General features: G+C 64.6%; 15 protein-coding genes. 7 read left to right on the forward strand and 8 right to left on the reverse strand.

Features of this window, described 5'->3' with window-relative positions:
• Positions 1-2: 2 nt before the first annotated feature.
• Entirely contained in the window at positions 3-1,301 is a 1,299-nt protein-coding gene (locus LQG66_RS14430; RefSeq protein ID WP_231326880.1) for a TadE/TadG family type IV pilus assembly protein, read from the reverse strand.
• A 344-nt stretch (positions 1,302-1,645) separates the two neighbouring features.
• Here LQG66_RS14430 and LQG66_RS14435 point away from each other — a divergent pair, with 344 nt between their 5' ends.
• Positions 1,646-2,044, forward strand: a complete 399-nt coding sequence (locus LQG66_RS14435; protein ID WP_231326881.1) for a hypothetical protein — start codon at positions 1,646-1,648, stop codon at positions 2,042-2,044.
• Between the two features lie 33 nt (positions 2,045-2,077).
• Here the strand turns inward: LQG66_RS14435 and LQG66_RS14440 are convergent, their stop codons facing one another.
• Positions 2,078-2,863: a hypothetical protein gene (locus LQG66_RS14440; protein ID WP_231326882.1), complete on the reverse strand. Its 786-nt coding sequence runs from the start codon at positions 2,861-2,863 to the stop codon at positions 2,078-2,080.
• 285 nt (positions 2,864-3,148) lie between these two features.
• Between LQG66_RS14440 and LQG66_RS14445 the strand changes: the two genes are divergently transcribed.
• The 3 genes from LQG66_RS14445 (at position 3,149) to LQG66_RS14455 (ending at position 6,901) form a co-directional block, all read left to right on the forward strand.
• A complete protein-coding gene (locus LQG66_RS14445; protein ID WP_231326883.1) occupies positions 3,149-3,637 on the forward strand; it encodes a hypothetical protein in 489 nt (162 codons plus the stop codon).
• Between the two features lie 171 nt (positions 3,638-3,808).
• Positions 3,809-5,449: a phosphoglucomutase (alpha-D-glucose-1,6-bisphosphate-dependent) gene (pgm, locus tag LQG66_RS14450; protein WP_231326884.1), complete on the forward strand. Its 1,641-nt coding sequence runs from the start codon at positions 3,809-3,811 to the stop codon at positions 5,447-5,449.
• A 219-nt stretch (positions 5,450-5,668) separates the two neighbouring features.
• Positions 5,669-6,901: a lytic murein transglycosylase gene (locus tag LQG66_RS14455; RefSeq protein WP_231327781.1), complete on the forward strand. Its 1,233-nt coding sequence runs from the start codon at positions 5,669-5,671 to the stop codon at positions 6,899-6,901.
• 162 nt (positions 6,902-7,063) lie between these two features.
• On the opposite strand, the gene LQG66_RS14460 is transcribed toward LQG66_RS14455, so the two are convergent.
• From LQG66_RS14460 to LQG66_RS14480, 5 genes are all read right to left on the reverse strand, one after another.
• The gene (locus tag LQG66_RS14460) at positions 7,064-8,086 is read right to left on the reverse strand and encodes a D-cysteine desulfhydrase family protein (protein ID WP_231326885.1); all 1,023 of its coding nucleotides are present in this window, start codon (positions 8,084-8,086) and stop codon (positions 7,064-7,066) included.
• Between the two features lie 81 nt (positions 8,087-8,167).
• Positions 8,168-9,118: an ABC transporter permease gene (locus LQG66_RS14465; protein ID WP_231326886.1), complete on the reverse strand. Its 951-nt coding sequence runs from the start codon at positions 9,116-9,118 to the stop codon at positions 8,168-8,170.
• Positions 9,115-10,041: an ABC transporter permease gene (locus LQG66_RS14470; protein ID WP_425601313.1), complete on the reverse strand. Its 927-nt coding sequence runs from the start codon at positions 10,039-10,041 to the stop codon at positions 9,115-9,117. The genes LQG66_RS14465 and LQG66_RS14470 overlap by 4 nt, the downstream gene beginning before the upstream one ends.
• Positions 10,042-10,102: 61 nt before the next feature.
• The gene (locus LQG66_RS14475; RefSeq protein ID WP_231326888.1) at positions 10,103-11,572 is read right to left on the reverse strand and encodes a sugar ABC transporter ATP-binding protein; all 1,470 of its coding nucleotides are present in this window, start codon (positions 11,570-11,572) and stop codon (positions 10,103-10,105) included.
• Positions 11,573-11,611: 39 nt separating this feature from the next.
• A complete protein-coding gene (locus LQG66_RS14480; protein WP_231326889.1) occupies positions 11,612-12,634 on the reverse strand; it encodes a substrate-binding domain-containing protein in 1,023 nt (340 codons plus the stop codon).
• 301 nt (positions 12,635-12,935) lie between these two features.
• On the opposite strand from LQG66_RS14480, the gene LQG66_RS14485 reads away from it, so the two are divergent.
• Together LQG66_RS14485 and LQG66_RS14490 are read left to right on the forward strand one after the other, a co-directional pair.
• Positions 12,936-13,439, forward strand: a complete 504-nt coding sequence (locus tag LQG66_RS14485; RefSeq protein ID WP_231326890.1) for a DUF1993 domain-containing protein — start codon at positions 12,936-12,938, stop codon at positions 13,437-13,439.
• A gap of 259 nt (positions 13,440-13,698) precedes the next feature.
• Positions 13,699-14,796 (forward strand): alkene reductase, encoded by a 1,098-nt coding sequence (locus LQG66_RS14490; protein WP_231326891.1) that lies wholly within the window; start codon positions 13,699-13,701, stop codon positions 14,794-14,796.
• A gap of 80 nt (positions 14,797-14,876) precedes the next feature.
• On the opposite strand, the gene LQG66_RS14495 is transcribed toward LQG66_RS14490, so the two are convergent.
• The gene (locus tag LQG66_RS14495) at positions 14,877-15,245 is read right to left on the reverse strand and encodes a hypothetical protein (protein WP_425601339.1); all 369 of its coding nucleotides are present in this window, start codon (positions 15,243-15,245) and stop codon (positions 14,877-14,879) included.
• A 604-nt stretch (positions 15,246-15,849) separates the two neighbouring features.
• On the opposite strand from LQG66_RS14495, the gene LQG66_RS14500 reads away from it, so the two are divergent.
• On the forward strand, positions 15,850-16,998 hold the full coding sequence (locus tag LQG66_RS14500) for an IS4 family transposase (protein ID WP_231327783.1): 1,149 nt from the start codon (positions 15,850-15,852) through the stop codon (positions 16,996-16,998).
• The last annotated feature ends 243 nt before the right edge of the window (positions 16,999-17,241 follow it).

Genomic DNA, 17,241 nt, shown 5'->3' on the forward strand with positions numbered 1-17,241 from the left:
CCCTACTGCGTCAGATGCGCCGAGGCGATGGCCTGCTGGAACAGCGCCGTCAGGGCCGCGCCGATGCTGCCGCTGGAGTCGACCTCGTAGTAGTAGCCGGGGCTGGCGCAGGACTTCATGACGGTTCCGATCGAGTCGCGCCACGGCGCGATATAGGTCGTGTACCAGCTGTTGTTGGTGATCGCGAGATAGGTGGTGTAGAGCACCGCGATCTTGACGCCGCGGGCCTTCAGCGTATTGCAGGTCGTCGTGTTCAGCGGCTCCTGGCAGCGTCCGCCGGAGAGCACGGTCTTGCTGCAGGTCGTGGGATAGGAATAGTCCGCAACGCCGTCGGAGACGAAGAACAGCCATTTCTGCGGGCTCGTCGACGAGCCGTCGCCCTGCGCGGGGATCACACCATTCATTGCGGACATGGTGCCGTCGAAATCGCTGCACATGTCGTTGTTGTAGCCGCTGTAGGGGATCGTCATCAGGTCCAGCGACCCGACCGACGATTTCACCGAGGACATGCTCGACGACAGGCTCGCGATGGTGGACAACCCCAACGAGCCGCAGTCGCTGCCCATGCTGTAGACCGCCATGCGGTACTGGTTGCTGACGACCTGGCTCGATGTCGCCGTGTCCGTGAGCGACTGGGTCGCGGACCTGACCACGTCGATGCGCATCGTCACGCCCTTATTCTTGGCGATCTGATAGTAGCTGTTGGTCTGCAGGGTCTTCTTCGAGCTCGACGTGTAGGTGTCGTGGCAGGCGAACGCGCATTTGTCGGACGTCGCGTTCTGCAGCAACGTCATGTCGGCCGTGGTCGCGCCGAGCCCCTGCGACGGCGAGTTGTCGACGAGAACGTAGAAATCCATGTAGGTCGGGAACGACGCCGAGGCCGACGACGAGGCCGAGACCGTCATGGTCGGGTAGCCGAACATGTACATGAACGCCGTCTTGACCACGACGGTGGCGGTGCCCGTCACGGTTCGTGCCGTCACGCTGTCGGTGATGGTGATGTTGAGGGAGTTCGAGGCGAGATTGTGGGCCGACATCTGGCCATTGAACATGTTGGTCGCCGCGGTCTTGGCGTCCGACGCGGTCCCGCGCATGGCGGTATAGGCGGTCGCCGCCAGCATGGCGGCGTCCATCGAGGCGGATAGCTTCGCCTTGGCGCGCACCGCGAGCGAGTAGTCGACCGCGGAGCCGACGAAGGTCAGGATCGGCAGCAGCGCGAGCGCGAAGATAATCGCGATATTACCGTTCTGGTCACGACGAAACCGCGACAGAAGCTTGAGGTATCGATATCCGGTCGGCACGTCGCGCTCCAACAAACAGGTGCTCTTGCAGACCGATGTTGCTGGTCAACCGTTGCGTTGGAATTGATGCGATTGCGCGGATTCGGTTACGATGCGTTTCCGATTGTCGTAACCGCGTTGCGGGCGGTGCCGCTGCACCAGCGACCGCGGCATGACTGCCATGCGAGGGATCAGCGCCGGCCCGATGCGCCGTGAGCGGATGCGCCCTCACCGGCACCGACGGCAGGCATAGGCGACGGCACCCCTCCCATGGTACCCCGATTGCAAAGCGGGAGCGCCGATAGCATAGTCCGCGCGCTTTGCGCGACGGGCGCGCTGATTCTCAGGGGTGTTTGGGGACGACGATGGCGGATGCCGATCTTGATGCCGTGATCCGGCAACTGGCCAAGCAGCACAACAAGACCATTCTGGCGGCGGCGAAGAAGCGGCGGGACCGCTTCAGCGGCATGGCCGTGAAAGCCAAGGACAAGGACGCCAAGGAGCGCTTCAAGATGCTCGCCCGGGAAGTGGTCGAGCAGGCCAATGCCGCGGCGCGCCGGCTGCTGATCTCCGCGGACAACGCCGCCGACAGCTATGCCCGCGCGATGCGGCAGGCCGCAGCAGCCGAGCTGCCGAAAAAGCCGGAAAAGAAGGCCGACAAGCCGGCTGAGGCGTCACCGGGAAAGCCGCCGGCCGGCAAGCCTGCCAAGAAGAAGCCACCGGCAAAGGCCGCTGCGAAGAGAACGACCAAGACGGCGGCCTGAGGCGGCCGGCAGCAGCCGGCTCCGATGCCGCAGCTACGGCTTCGGCAACACGACCGAGAACAGGCGGAAGCCCTCGATCTTCGGAAACGCCTCGGCGGCCTCGGGCGAGGCAAGGGCGACGACGGCCGCCGCCACCTCGCCGTTGGTCAGCCGGGTGATCGCGGTCGCCTGCCCTTCCAGGAGCAGCACCTCGGAGGCGCCGGCCGTGGACATCGCGGCGGTGATCCTGGCATTCGATTTGGCGTAGCGCTCGTCGATCGCGATCACCTTGCCGCTGAGATCGGCAATCGCATGCACATTCGGGCGCGCCAGGACCACGGCGACCAGATGAGTGTCGCCCGGCGCCTCGGGGACGCGCAGCGCAGTCATCCGCTCGGCCAGTTCGGCCGCCACCGTGACCGCCGCAATCATGACCTCGCTCTGGACCTTGGCAGGACTCGGGGGAGCAGCGGTCGGGACGGACGGAATCTTGGCTGCTGGCGCGGGAGCAGCAGGCAGCGGCGTTGGATCCGGCCGTGGCGTCCGCACCGCCGGCTCGATCGGCTTGGCGGCGACGACATGGGACGCCGCCCGTTTCCTGGCGGCACGTGCGTGCTTGCGCTGCAATGCCGCGCGACGGGCAACGCCGGCCGCGGATTTGCGGTGCACCATGGCGGCTTCCCCGGACGGCGGCGGCTGGCCGACCGCTGCACTCTCCGCGCAGGCCTTGCCACTGAGATCCACACACGGTGATGCCACCTGCGGCGTGACCGGATGGCTGCAGCCAGCCAGGGTCAAGACTGAAACGACGGCCCACGCGCCGATAACAAGCGCTCTCACTTTCCGCTCCTGACGAACTCTCTTGCGCACGATGCACACGCGATCTGCGCTGGCCTCCCATCTCGACGGCCATGCGTTAAACTCAGACTTATTTGTTGGTCCGGCACGGCTCTCACAGCGCGGCGTGGTTAATGGTGCGCGCATGAAGCGGCCGATCCTGCCGACCGCCAGACAGCTGCGGCGGCGACATGCTGAAGAAAGCCTCACCTGCAGAGAAAGAGCGGGACACACACACGCTTTAAGGTAGTAGTATCGACTTCATCAATCAGGTGGGGGGACACGCCGATGACAATGTCACATCGCATATCCGCCGCAGGGCTCGCGCTCGGCCTGGTCGCCGGCCTCGGTGCGGCGCGCGCCGACACCATCGCCCGCTACGACTGCACGATCGTCGGCACCATGGGCCTGGAGCCGATCGGCGACCGTCCCGGTCACATGCTGGTCAGCTTCCAATATTCCTGCGTCGGGACCGACGGCCTGATGAAGGGCGCGATCTACACCGCCAACGTCGCCTCCGAATGGGAGAACCAGAAGGGAACGTATCTGTACGGCGCCGGCATTCACCGCATGACGGACGGCTATGCAGTGGCGGTGCTGGCCGAAGGGACCGGATCCGTCGTGATGAAGAACGGCAGCCCCGCCATTTCCGAGGCGACCGGCAAGGTGGTGTTCAAGCTGGCATCCGGAAATTTCGCGGCGCTGGCCGGCAGGACCGCGAATTTCAGCGCCAAGCTGGTCGGACCCGGACATCTCATCTACGAGCTGACGGATTGACCGGCCGTTCCGCCCACGCCCGTCATGCGGTTGGCACGAATTCCGTTGATCGGATCACCGCACACCGCCATGTTGGGCGGCAATCCAGTCGATACGGCCGGTCGTTCCACGCGCCCGCGGCGCGGAACGAAGCGCCGCCGCCGATGTTCTTGAACTTGCGAAGGATGCTCCATGGCCAAGACAGACCCCGCTGCCGGCAAGCCGATCGCCAATGCCGCGCTCGCCAATATTCCGCGGCTGATCACGGCCTACTACGCGCTGAAGCCCGATCCGCACGAGCCGACCCAGCGCGTCGCGTTCGGCACGTCCGGCCATCGCGGCTCGTCGCTGAAGACCGGCTTCAACGAGAACCACATTCTGGCCACCACGCAGGCGCTGTGCGACTACCGGCGACAGCAGGGGCTCGACGGCCCCCTGTTCGTCGGGATCGACACCCATGCCCTCGCCGAGCCCGCACTCGCCAGCGCGCTGGAAGTGTTCGGCGCCAACGGCGTCGAGGTCATGATCGACAAGGACGGCGGCTACACGCCGACTCCGGTGATCTCGCACGCCATCATCTCCTACAACAAGGGCCGCACCTCGCATCTTGCGGACGGCGTCGTCATCACCCCGTCGCACAATCCGCCCGAGGACGGCGGCTACAAATACAATCCGCCGCATGGCGGCCCCGCCGACACCGACGCGACGGCCGAGATCGAGCGGCAGGCCAATGTCTATCTGGCCAACGATCTCGATGGCGTGTCGCGCATCAGCTACCGGCAGGCGCGCCAGCGCGGCTCCGTCCATCCGCATGACTACCTCACGCCCTATGTCGCGGATCTTGCCAACGTCGTCGACCTCGACGCGATCAAGTCCGCCGGCATCAAGATCGGCATCGATCCACTCGGCGGCGCCGCGGTGCATTACTGGGCCCCGATCATCGAGCGCTATGGTCTCGATGCAACGATCGTGAACGACGTCGTCGATCCGACCTTCCGCTTCATGACCGCGGACTGGGATGGCAAGATCCGCATGGACTGTTCGTCGCCCTACGCGATGGCGAGCCTGATCGGCATGCGCGAGCGCTTCGACGTCGCCTTCGCCAACGACACCGACGCCGACCGCCACGGCATCGTGACGCGCACGGGCGGGCTGATGAATCCGAACCACTATCTCGCGACCGCGATTTCCTATCTCTTTGCGCATCGACCCGACTGGCGCAGCGATGCCGCCATCGGCAAGACCATCGTGTCGAGCTCGATGATCGACCGCGTCGCGCGCAAGCTCGGCCGCAAGCTGGTCGAGACCCCCGTCGGCTTCAAATGGTTCGTCGAGGGCCTCGGCTCCGGCGGCTTCGGCTTCGCCGGCGAGGAAAGCGCCGGCGCCTCGTTCCTCAAGCGCGACGGCACGGTGTGGACCACCGACAAGGACGGCCTCATTCTCGGCCTGCTCGCCGCCGAGATCATGGCCAAGCGCGGCCGCGATCCGAGCGAGCTGTACAAGGAACTGACGGCCGAGCTCGGCGCGCCGGTCTATGCGCGCATCGACGTGCCGGCCAGCCCGCCGCAGAAGGCAGCGCTGAAGGCACTGACGCCTGAGCAGCTCGGGCTCAAGGAGCTGGCCGGCGATCCCGTGCGCGCCGTCCACACCAAGGCGCCCGGCAATGGCCAGTCGTTCGGCGGCGTCAAGGTCGAGACCGAGTACGGCTGGTTTGCGGCGCGCCCGTCGGGCACGGAGGACGTCAACAAGCTCTATGCCGAGAGCTTCCGCGACGCGGCGCATCTCGAGCGGATCCAGAGCGAGGCGCAGGCGGCGCTGGCCAAGGTGGCGTAGCGGCGAATGGCAGGTGGCGACGGCCGACGGGGCGATCTGCTTCGCTCCCGGCGATTCGCCATTCCCTTTCCTTTTTGACCGCGCATCGGATATCGATGGTCCGACAAGGGATTAGATAGCCATCGGTGAGACCGGATGCGAAGCTCTTCGACTGCCTTGCGCGTGACCTTCAGCGCGCTCGCAACCTCGTTCATGCTGGTTGTCACCGCCGCGGCGCAAATGGCGCCGGAGGTTGCCGCTCCGCGCCCCCGGCCGGCGCCGTCATCGCGCGCGGCGGCCTGCCATAACGGCCAGAGCTTCGACCGCTTTCTCACCGAGCTGAAGCAGCGCGCCGTCACCGAGGGCGTGTCGCAGCGCGCGATCGCGGCGGCCTCGCCGTACCTCACCTATGACCAGGGCATCGTCAACCGCGACCGCGGCCAGCGCGTGTTCGGCCAGCTGTTCACCGAGTTCGCCGGCCGCATGGCCGCAAGCTACCGGATGCAGAACGGCCAGCAGCACATCAGGATGCATGCGGCGGCGTTCACGCGCGCCGAGAAGGAGTATGGCGTGCCGCCGGCGGTCATCGCCGCGTTCTGGGGCCTGGAAAGCGATTTCGGCGCCAACATGGGCAACCTGCCGGTGCTGCCGTCGCTGGTGTCGCTCGCCTATGACTGCCGCCGCAGCGAGCGCTTCCAGAACGAGACCATCGCCGCGCTGAAGGTCATCGACCGTGGCGACCTTGCGCCGGAGGAGATGATCGGCTCCTGGGCGGGCGAACTCGGCCAAACCCAGTTCCTGCCGACCCACTACGCCACCTACGCCGTCGACTATGACGGCGATGGCCGCCGTAACCTGCTGCGCAGCCCGGCCGACGTGATCGGCTCGACCGCCAACTACATCGCCACCGGCCTGAAATGGCGCCGCGGCGAGCCATGGCTGGAAGAGATTCGCGTGCCCTCGAGCTTCCCCTGGGAGCAGGCCGATCTCACCGTCAAGGCGCCGCGCAGCAAATGGGGGTCGCTCGGCGTCACCTATCCGGACGGACGGCCCCTGCCGAACGATGCGCTCGAAGCTTCGGTGCTGCTACCGATGGGCCGCAACGGACCGGCGTTCCTGGCCTATGCCAATTTCGCCGCCTACACCGAGTGGAACAACTCGCTGATCTATTCGACCACGGCCGGCTATCTCGCCACCCGCATCGCCGGCGCGCCGCCGATGCGCAAGGCCAGCGGCCCGGTCGCGCAGCTGCCGTTCAACGAGATCAAGGAGCTACAGCAGCTGCTGGTCCGGGCCGGCTTCGACGTCGGCAAGGTCGACGGCGTGCTCGGCCAGCAGAGCCGCATCGCCATCAAGACGATGCAGCTCCGGCTGGGGCTGCCGGCCGATTCCTGGCCGACGGCCGAGTTGCTGGCGCGCATGCGCGGCGCGCCGCGCGCGCAGGCCGGGCCGGCGGCCACGGCCACGCGCTAAGTCAAAGCGCGTTTTCGATGCCCGACGACCGGTCCAAATAGCACAGCATCGAACCGATCCAAGCGAATCTCACGGGCGATCAGGACGTCATGTCTGCGGGGCGGACCGGGGCGCTGGGCGCGCGACGATTGCCTCCCGGGCGCAGCTCAAGCGGATCGCCGGTCAGAGTTCAAGCACAGCTTGATAGGCGAACAGAGCGGGCGTTCCGCCGGTATGAATGAACACAACGTCTGTGCCCGACTCCCATCGCCCTTCCCGTATGAGAGCTATCAAGCCTGCCAATCCCTTGCCGGAGTAGACCGGATCCAGTGGCAAGGCTTCCAGCGCTCCGGCAAGCCTGATCGCTTCGAGCGTCGCGGCATGCGGCACGCCGTAGCCAGGGCCGGCGTGCCCGGCGATGACCTCCACGTCATCCTCAGCGAAGGGGGCGCCGATCATCTCGGCTGCGGCTCTTCCGTAGGCGATGACGTCGGATCGCACGCGCTCGGGTTCGGCATCGATGTCGATGCCGACGATTCGCGTATCAGGCATCACGACCGACGCGCCGAGAACAAGGCCGGCCTGCGTGCCGCCGCTACCGCTGCAATGCACGATCGCGGCAGGTCGAATGCCTGATGCCGCCGACTGCTCCGCGATCTCCAAGATAATTGATGCGTAGGCGATCGCGCCGAGTGGGCTGGAAACTCCGTACGGAACGAAGTAAGGCCGACGTCCCTCTTGCCTCAGCCGGCTTCCCAGTTGTTCGATCGCGACGTTGCGATCCCCTGTCCACGGCACGGGATGAAGATGCGCGCCGAACAGTCGGTTGAGTAGCATATTCCCCGACGTCTCGTACTCGGGAGTCGGCGGAGCCAGACGGCCGTGATAGACAGCCAGATGGCATTCCATGCCGAGCTTTGCTGCTGCGGCAGCGACTTGACGCTGACTGTTGGACTGGACGACGCCACCGGACACCAGCACATCGGCGTTGGAGGCGACGGCTTCGTGCAGCACGTAGTCGAGCTTGCGCAGTTTGTTGCCGCCGAATCCAAGACCGGTCATGTCCTCACGCTTCACCCATAGGCGCGGTCCGCCCAGATGGGCCGTAAGCCGCCTCATTGGCTCGAGCGGCGTGGGCAGGGTGGCGAGCCCCAGGCGCGGGAAACCCGACTGCATGGAGGCAAGAACCGCATCTTTGGTTTTCATGGCAGACACAGGACCTACCAGCTTCCGCCCCGATACAGGACCGTCTCCAGAAAAGCTACCTTCCGGGAGCAGAGATCGCGCTCAACGCGCCGCTTCGGCCCCGCCGGCCGCGGTAATGACCGCCACGATGATGAGCCCGGTCAGGACCAGGCGAACACCCGCGCTGACGCCGAACGTGTTGAGCATGGTCAGCAGCAGCACCAGGAACAACGCCGCGCCCCAGAGACCGGGAATGTTGGCTCGCCCGCCGGCAACCGACGTACCGCCGATCACGACGACCGCGATCGAGGCCAGGAGATATTCGTTGCCGATGTCGACGTTGGCGCCGCGGAAGTAGCCGGCCAGCAGCGCGCCGTCGATGCCTCCGAGCGTCCCGGACAGGACATAAGTCGCAAAGCGCACCCGATTGACGCGGATGCCGGCCAGCCGCGCGGCGCGCATGTTCTGTCCGATCGCAAGGACCGAGCGGCCGAACACCGTCCGTTGCAGCAGGAGACTCGCCCCCATCGTGAACAGCAGGATCAGGATCGCCAGGATCGGGATGCCAAAGACCTGGACGTTGGTGAAGTCGGCAAAGCCGGTCGGCGGCTTGATCTGAAGCCCGCGGCCATAGCTGATATCGATCGACTGGATGACGAAGCTCGCCGACAAGGTCGCGATGATCGGCGGGATCCGCAACGCCCAGATCAGCAGGTAGTTGACCGTTCCGATCGCCGCGCCGCATGCAAGGGCGGCGAGCAGCCCGAGCGCGATGCGGCTGTCCTCGCCGGCCATCACCGTCATCGCCACGGCGCTGGCAAGCCCGATGTTGGCGGGCAACGACAGGTCGACATTCCCTGGCCCGAGCGTGATGACGAACATCTGGCCGACACCGACCACGATCGTGAACACCGCGAGCGAGAGCGCAGCCGTCAGCATGCCGCCGCCGCCATGACCGCCGGTGAAGGAGATGGCCGCCAGCCAGACCGAGAGGGCGCCGATGAACGACCATATCCAAGGTCTGGCGAGCGTCCTGCCGAGCACGTCCCTCATCCCTCCGCGTCCTTTCTGCTGATCAGCACACGGGCGGCGAGCACGGTGATCAGAATGATGCCGTTGGCCGCGACCTGCCAGTCCGGCGGAATGCGCATGAAGGTGAGGAGCGGCGAGGCCGCAAGTGCCAGGGTCAAGGCGCCGATGACAGCGCCGATTGGCGAGACGCGACCGCCGACGAATTCGCCGCCGCCAAGAATGACGCCTGCGATGGACAGCAGCGTATAGCCGTTGCCGATGTTGGCGTCGGCCGAGGTCGTGGTGCCGATCAGCGCAAGGCCTGAGAGCACACCGAACAGGCCGGCACAGGCGAACAGGGTCATCTTCGCCTTCAGCAGCGACCAGCCGGCACGGCCGATCGCGACCGCATTGCCGCCGGAGCCACGCAGAACCGCGCCATAGGAGGTGCGCATCAGGCCGACATAGGCGAGCGCTGCGATCAGTACCGCGGCGACGATCGGGAATGGCACGAATGGCGGCTTGAATTTCACAACGGCGAGCAACCAGTCCGGCGCCTTGCCGCCGGGCTTCGGCAGCATCAGGATGGCCAGTCCCTGCCAGACGAAGCTCATGCCGAGGGTCACGACGATCGAGGGCAGATTGCGCAGATGGATCAGTGCGCCGAGGCCTGCGTAAACACCGATGCAGCCGAGCAGCGTGATGGCCCCGAGCAGTGGCGTCTCGCGCAACCATGTCGCCGTGACGCAGCCGACGAAGCCGACGAATGCGCCGATCGACAGATCGAGGTCGTTGCCGGCGATGACGAACATCTGCGCGATCGTGGCGAGCGCAATCGGCACCGCGAGGTTGAGCATCAGCGTGAAGCCGAAATAGCTGATGGCCCGCGGGTTGAGCCAGGCGATGCCCGCCAGCACCAGCGCAAGCGACAGAGCCGGCAGCAATGCGCGCAGGAGTCGCGGCATGTTGCGCGCCCCGAGGACGGGCAAAGCCCCTTTCGCCGATGCGCTCCGGGAGCTCATGATCTCAGCTCGCTTCCGCAAACGAGGACTGGATGACCTTCTCCTCGGTCAACTCATTGCGCGTGAGGTCAGCAACGATGGCCCCGTTGCGAAACACATAGACGTGGTCGCACTGCTTCAATTCGTCGGTCTCGGTGGTGTACCACAAAAAAGTGCGGCCGGAATCCGCCTCCTGCCGGATCAGATCATAGACCTCGCGCTTGGTACCGACGTCGACGCCGCGCATCGGATCGTCCATTAGCACGATGCGCGCGTCGGAGCCGAGCGCGCGGGCAAACAACGCCTTCTGCTGATTACCTCCGGACAGGGAGAGGATGTTGTCGTGAACGTCGGGCGTACGGATCCTGATCTTGTCGCGCCAGAGCGCGGCCAGCGCGTCTTCGCGCCGGCGCGAGATCAGGAGGCCCTCGCGCAGGCTTGCCAGCGAGCACACGCCAATGTTTTCGGCAATCGACCATAGCGGGAAGACGCCGTCGGCCTGGCGGTCGCCCGCGACCAGGGCCACGCTCGCGGTGACCTCCACGCCGGTCACAGCGCGCGTCGCCGCCGAGAAGATCGCGAGCAGCAGCTCGGTCTGGCCGTGTCCGGCAAGACCGGCGAGACCGATGATCTCGCCCTCATGCGCCACCAGGTCGCCGACGCCGCTCTGCCGCTTCGGGCGCGCACGCACGCGGAGCGGCGATTGCCCGCGGGCGCGGCCCTCGCCCCGATGAGCCTCGCGCGCATGAACCTCGACATCGCCCATCGCCGCGACCAGCTTGTCGCGATCGAACGCCGCAGCGCTTGCATCGGCAACTGTCCTGCCATCACGCATCACCGCGATGCGATCGCAGTTCGCGAGCACCTCGCCAAGCAGATGTGAAATGAAGATGAAGCTGACGCCTTCGGCGACGACGCGGCGCATGAAGCCGAGCAGCTGTCCGGCGGTGTGGGCGTCCAATGAGGAGGTCGGCTCATCGAGGATGACCAGCCGCACCGGCTCGTCGGTCATCGTGAAGGCGCGCGCGACCTCGACCATCTGGCGTCGTCCGATCGGAAGGTCCTGTACCAGATCGGACGCGCCGATGCCGTGACCGGGGAAGATCGCGTCGAGCTTGTCGAGGATCAGCCGGCCCGCCTTTCGGCGCCAGTTGAAGCCGGTGAGCGAAGGATGGAAGATGCGGGTGTTCTCGGCCACGGTCAGGTTCGGACAGAGCGAGAGTTCCTGGAACACGCAGCGGACGCCGAGCTTCTTGGCGAGGCCAGGCGAATAGCCGGACGGCACTTCGCCTCCGAGCGCGAGATGTCCGCGATCGGCAACGGCGGTGCCGGCGAGGATGTGCATCAAGGTCGACTTGCCCGCGCCATTGTGTCCAACGAGCCCGAGGCATTCGCCCCGACCGAGCGCGAGATCGACGCCGCCGAGCGCACGAACGGCACCGAAATGTTTTTCGATGCCGTTCAGCCTGACGAGTTCAGGGCTGGTAGCGGTCATTCGGCCCCTGCGTCCTGCGAACCGCGCCCCGTTCAGCCGTCACTTCATGTTGGCTTTGATCGCCGCGACCGCTTCCTCTCGGGTATATTCGTGGCTCGCGACGCTGCCCTTGGGGATGTTGGGCAGTTCAGTCTCGAAATTGTCCTGCGTGAAAGCCAGATAAGGCACCAGCAGATCGTGAGGGATGGTCTTGTTGCCGTCCAGCACCTGCTGAGCGACCCAGAAGGCCAAGGTCGACACGCCCGGGGCGATCGAGGCGGACCACGTGGTGTAGCCGTCCTTGGCCTTCTGCTCCTTCCACCACTGCAGCTCGTCCTGCCGGTTACCCATGATGATGGTGGGGCGCGGCTTGCCGGCGGCGGCGAACGCCTGGGCCGCTCCATAGCCGTCGCCGCCCTGGTCGACGACGCCGACGACGTCGGGCAGCGACGGCAGCACGGTCGCGACCGCCTTCTGGGCTGTCGTCTGATCCCAATCGCCGGTCACCGAGCTCACGATCTTGAACTGCGGATGCGCCTTGACGCCTTCGAGAATGCCGGCGTGAATGGCGTCGTCGATCGAGGTCCCGGCAAGGCCGCGGATCTCGAGCAAATTGCCGCCCTTAGGCTGGAACTTGGCCATCTGCTCGACTTCCTGATTTCCCATGGCCTTGAAGTCGACGACGACGCGGTAGGCGCAGGGCTCGGTGACGATGCCGTCGAACGACACCACCACGATGCCGGCATCGCAGGCCTGTTTGACAGCGCCATTCAAGGCGTCAGGCGAAGATGCATTGATGACGATCGCGTCATAACCCTGCAGAATCAGGTTCTGGATCTGCGCCGCCTGAGTCGGCACATCCTTGTCGGCAGTGGTGAACACGTCGGCGGCAGCGACGACCTTGTCGACGACCGCCTTCTTGGTGACGATCTCATAGCTCTTGAGCATCGCCTGGCGCCAGGAGTTGCCGGCATAGTTGTTCGAAAACGCGATCTTCTTGCCGCTCGTGTCGGCGAACGCCGACCCGCCGATGATGGTGCTGACGACGGCGCAGCAAGCCACGATGCGAATGCCGGATGTCATGAAACTCTCCTCCCTGGCGATCTTTGCGGCCCCGACCTTTTCGGACTTCTCGAGTGGACCGCGCGTCACGATATCGCTGCACTGGTCGCTCGACAAGCTGCCCGCGCGGCGCGTGCGTTGGCCGGCCGCTCAGGTCACGATGCGGAGCGATCATGAGAGTGGCGAAACGCCTCCACATCGAGCCGGGAAGAATCTTCCAAAATCGCGCGCAAGCTTAGAAAGATGCAGTTGCATTCTCTTGGAGGCAGCCCCATCTGCGTGGGGCGCTTCATTGCGACGTCTCCTTCAGCGAGAGCATCACATGTCCTTTTATGACGCCACCGTCCCGGCCTACCTGCAGATCCTCACCAGCCTCTCCGGCCTGCTGACCAAGGCCGAAGCCCATTGCGAGACCAAGAAAATTCAGCCCGAGGTGCTGCTCGGGTCCCGGCTCTATCCCGATATGCTGCCGCTTTCGAAGCAGATCCAGCTCGCCTCCGATTTCGCCGCCAAGGGTTGTGCCCGCCTCACCCAGAGCGAGGTGCCTGTCACCCCCGACACCGAGACCAGCTTTGCCGAGCTGCGCCAGCGGCTCGCCAACACCGTCGATTATCTGAAGCGTTTCACGCCAGCGCAATTCGAGGGCGCGGACAGCCGCGACGTCACCTTTCCGACCGGGGCGACTACCAGCATGACGTTGAAGGGCCAGGAGTTCGTCAACCGCGTCTCATTTCCGAACTTCTATTTCCACGCCGCGATTGCCCATGGCATTCTTCGACATAACGGCGTCGAGATCGGAAAACGGGATTTTCTCGGGGTGGCCTGAGCTTCGCGGCCGGCGGCGACGCCGTCCACAAGGCCCGGCGTCGCCGTTTTCAGCCGTGAGGCACCAGCGACCAGCCTGCCTCTGTCAAAGCAGCCAGTCGTAGCACGGACATGCTGCCGGCTTGGCGCTGCCAGCACGATATCCTCCGCATCCCGGCTGCGCTGTATACCCCCGCAAAATCGAATAGCTCGCGCCATTGCGCCGTCTGCCGCAATGCACAACTGACCTGCACCGATCCCTTTTTGTGGAAACGAATCCGATGAGCACATCCAAACTTTTCGAGCCGTACAAGCTGGGTCCGGTCACCCTGGCCAATCGCGTCGTGATGGCGCCGCTGACGCGGAACCGCGCGGTCGAGGGCCTGGTCCCGAGCCCGTTGGCCGTCGACTATTACGGCCAGCGCGCCAGCGCCGGCCTCTTGATCACCGAAGCGAGCCAGGTCTCGCAACAGGGCCAGGGCTATCAGGACACGCCCGGCATCTATTCGAAGGAGCAGATCGCCGGCTGGCGCAAGGTGACCGATGCCGTGCATGCCAAGGGCGGCCGCATCTTCATCCAGCTCTGGCACGTCGGCCGCATCTCGCACGTATCGCTGCAGCCGAACGGCGGCGCGCCGGTCGCGCCCTCGGCCCTTGCCGCCAAGACCAAGACCTTCGTCGGCGGCACCTTCACCGACGTCTCCACGCCGCGCGCGCTGGAACTGGCGGAAATCCCCGGCATCGTCGAGGCCTTCAAGCAGGCCGCGCTCAATGCGGTCGAGGCCGGCTTCGACGGCGTCGAGATCCATGGCGCCAACGGCTATCTGCTCGACCAGTTCGCCAAGGACGGCGCCAACAAGCGCAGCGACGCCTATGGCGGCTCGATCGAGAACCGGGCCCGGCTGATGCTCGAAGTCGCCAAGGCCGTGTCCGGCGCGATCGGGCCGGAGAAGACCGGCATCCGCCTGTCGCCGGTGACGCCCGCCAACGACGTCTCGGATTCCACCCCGCAACCGCTGTTCGACTACATCGTCGACCAGCTCAGTGCGCTGAACCTCGTCTATATTCATGTCATCGAGGGCGCCACCGGCGGACCGCGTGACAATGCTCCGTTCGACTACGCGTCGCTCCGCAAGCGGTTCAAGGGCGCCTACATCGCCAACAACGGCTACGACCTCGCACTCGCGAACAAGGTGCTCGCGACTGATGCGGCCGACCTGATCGCCTTCGGCAAGCCGTTCATCTCCAACCCCGATCTGGTCGAGCGGCTCAAATCGGACGCGCCGCTCAACGAGCTCGACCGTGCCACGCTCTATGGCGGCGGCGAGAAGGGTTACACGGACTATCCGACCCTGAAGGCCTCGCAAGCGGCCGAGTAGCGCGAAGCCCCCCAGGCGACCATGAAAGAAAAGGCCGGGATTGCTCCCGGCCTTTTTGACACCGCCATTGACGATCCCAATCAGGTCATGCTTCCCGGCAGGAAGCAGCGCACTTCGATACGAAGCCCGGTATTGAGCTCGCGATAGTAGACGGGCCACACCATCGTCCGGCCTGCGCGATTGGGCTCGGTGACGACCGCCTCTTCCGGAACGTTCCACCACAGGCCTTCGATGCGCACGCGGTAGTGGCCATCCTTCATGTCCCAATCGATGTCCGAGAGCGCTGTCCCGTCGGCATCCGAGCAGCACGGCCCCTTGCCGGAACGCAACTTCTCGAACCAGCCCTTGAGCGGCGAATTCGCATAGCGCCCATCGAGATCGCGAGCCGTCGCGTCGGGTAACAGCAGGGAATGCACACCCAGACCGCCTGCGAGAGCAACTACTGAGATCGTCGCTCGCGCCCAACGAATGAAGACAGGCCGACGAGGGATATTCGACAGAGAGGAGATGATCGATTCAATCATCGAGGATCCGTCAATCATGTCCACCACCTCGTTGCCCGATGCGACAGCTGCGCAATAGCTCGTCGACATCTGTGGCGGAAGTTCGCAGCAAACGATGATTGTCGGCAACTAATCGGCCGACTGCGCAAATTCCAAGAGGACGCTGTAATCTCGTTCACCGGGACAGCGGGAGAATTGCCCGACGCCGGCTTTGAACAGACCGATCGACGCTCGATGCGGCCCACGACCTGCGCAGGGAGGGCAAAGCGCCGCCGTCAGATGGCGCGTGCCCACCATGCCACATCGACCGCGGTGAGCACGGCGCACGATGCATCTCGGATGACGCAGCATTTCGCAGGCGCACCTTTGCCCGCCCTACCGGCTGGCACATAATTGGGCGCAGCGAGCAAGCCAGGAATTAGGTACTCGTCATGCCCGGGCTCGTCCCACGGCTGTCCGGTTTAGAATGAGTGGACAAGGCGCATGGCGTGGATTCTTCTGCGGTCTTGAGCATCGCCAAATGTTCGAGACACGCCAGGAAGGTCCCGCCATGCGCCACCACAATACTGTATTTCACGCGCTGCAGAAGCTTGTTCCGTGGAGGGATTTCGACCGGCTTGTGGAAACACATCGGGCGAACAAGCGCGTGCGCCGGCTCAGTACCCAGAACCAGTTTCTCGCTCTGCTTTATGGCCAACTGGCTCGCGCGGAGAGCCTGCGTGCCATTGAAGCGTCCTTCGAGAGCCACGCAGCGCGGCTCTATCACGTTGGCGCAAAGGAGGTTTCGCGTTCCACGCTGGCTGATGCCAATGCTCGGCGGCCCTATGAGGTCTTCACCGGGCTTCTGGCCGAGATGATGAAAAGCTGTGAACGGAAGCTGGCAGGTGAAGTCGCGGATGCGGTCTATCTGATCGATTCGACCAGATTTTCCCTGAACTCGCTCAGTGCCGACTGGGCCAAGTTCAGCCGCGGCATCAACTGCTTCAAGCTGCACATCGTCTATAATCCAGATACCGAGAATCCAACCTCGGCTGAGTTGACCGCGGGAAACGTCAACGACATCACCATGGCGAAGTCTCTTCCGATCCGCCTAGGCGCCACCTACGTCTTCGATCTTGGTTACTATGATTACGGCTGGTGGGCCGAGCTCAACAAGCAAGGGTGTCGTCTCGTTACCCGTCTCAAAGCCAATACCAAGCTCAGAAATGTGACCGAGAACAAGATCCCGAAAGACTCTTCCGTCCTGTCTGACCGTGTCGGCCTCCTGCCTGCGAGGCTCGCAGCGTCCCGAAAGAACCCGTTCCAGGATCCTGTCAGAGAGATCAGGATCTCTACGGAAACCGGAAAAATCCTGCGCATCGTCACCAATGATCTCGATGCATCGGCCGATGAAATCGCCGATCTCTATAAGCGCCGTTGGCAGATCGAGCTGTTCTTTCGCTGGGTCAAACATACGCTGAAGATCCGCCACTTTCTCGGAACCTCCGAGAACGCCATTCGCATCCAGATCGCCGTGGCGCTGATCGCTCATCTGTTGCTGCGCGCGACCCATAAGCTGCAAAACAGCGTCAAGAGCCTGCAGACGTTTACAGGTCTGATCACGCAAAACCTCATGCATCGCAAGCGGATCGATCGACTACTCGATCGGCCCCCGCCAGCCAGGCAAGATGACCGCCAGTTGAGCCTAAGTATATGCTAAAAACTAAACCGGACAGCCGTGGGCTCGTCCCGGGCATCCACGTCTTTCTAACCAGGCCCGGACGACGTGGATGGCCAGGACAAACCCGGCCATGACGACGCGGAAAGAGCCGGCAGAGACTCTGATCGTCATATTCGATTGCTCTACGAGCCGACGGACGCGCCGCGCTGTACGCGATGACCGCGTACAACATCGAAAAGGCCGGGATTGCTCCCGGCCTTTTGACTGTCGGACGCCGCCTGC

It is taken from the genome of Bradyrhizobium ontarionense (genome assembly GCF_021088345.1).
In the GTDB taxonomy this organism is placed as follows: Bacteria; Pseudomonadota; Alphaproteobacteria; order Rhizobiales; family Xanthobacteraceae; genus Bradyrhizobium; species Bradyrhizobium ontarionense.

Bases quoted from the DNA above. Each gene is read 5' to 3' on its own strand.
- LQG66_RS14435 (WP_231326881.1), top strand. From the start codon at position 1,646: ATGGCGGATGCCGATCTTGATGCCGTGATCCGGCAACTGGCCAAGCAG.
- LQG66_RS14445 (WP_231326883.1), top strand. From the start codon at position 3,149: ATGACAATGTCACATCGCATATCCGCCGCAGGGCTCGCGCTCGGCCTG.
- pgm (WP_231326884.1), top strand. From the start codon at position 3,809: ATGGCCAAGACAGACCCCGCTGCCGGCAAGCCGATCGCCAATGCCGCG.
- LQG66_RS14455 (WP_231327781.1), top strand. From the start codon at position 5,669: ATGGCGCCGGAGGTTGCCGCTCCGCGCCCCCGGCCGGCGCCGTCATCG.
- LQG66_RS14460 (WP_231326885.1), bottom strand. From the start codon at position 8,086: ATGAAAACCAAAGATGCGGTTCTTGCCTCCATGCAGTCGGGTTTCCCG.
- LQG66_RS14465 (WP_231326886.1), bottom strand. From the start codon at position 9,118: ATGAGGGACGTGCTCGGCAGGACGCTCGCCAGACCTTGGATATGGTCG.
- LQG66_RS14470 (WP_425601313.1), bottom strand. From the start codon at position 10,041: ATGCCGCGACTCCTGCGCGCATTGCTGCCGGCTCTGTCGCTTGCGCTG.
- LQG66_RS14475 (WP_231326888.1), bottom strand. From the start codon at position 11,572: ATGACCGCTACCAGCCCTGAACTCGTCAGGCTGAACGGCATCGAAAAA.
- LQG66_RS14480 (WP_231326889.1), bottom strand. From the start codon at position 12,634: ATGACATCCGGCATTCGCATCGTGGCTTGCTGCGCCGTCGTCAGCACC.
- LQG66_RS14485 (WP_231326890.1), top strand. From the start codon at position 12,936: ATGTCCTTTTATGACGCCACCGTCCCGGCCTACCTGCAGATCCTCACC.
- LQG66_RS14490 (WP_231326891.1), top strand. From the start codon at position 13,699: ATGAGCACATCCAAACTTTTCGAGCCGTACAAGCTGGGTCCGGTCACC.
- LQG66_RS14500 (WP_231327783.1), top strand. From the start codon at position 15,850: ATGCGCCACCACAATACTGTATTTCACGCGCTGCAGAAGCTTGTTCCG.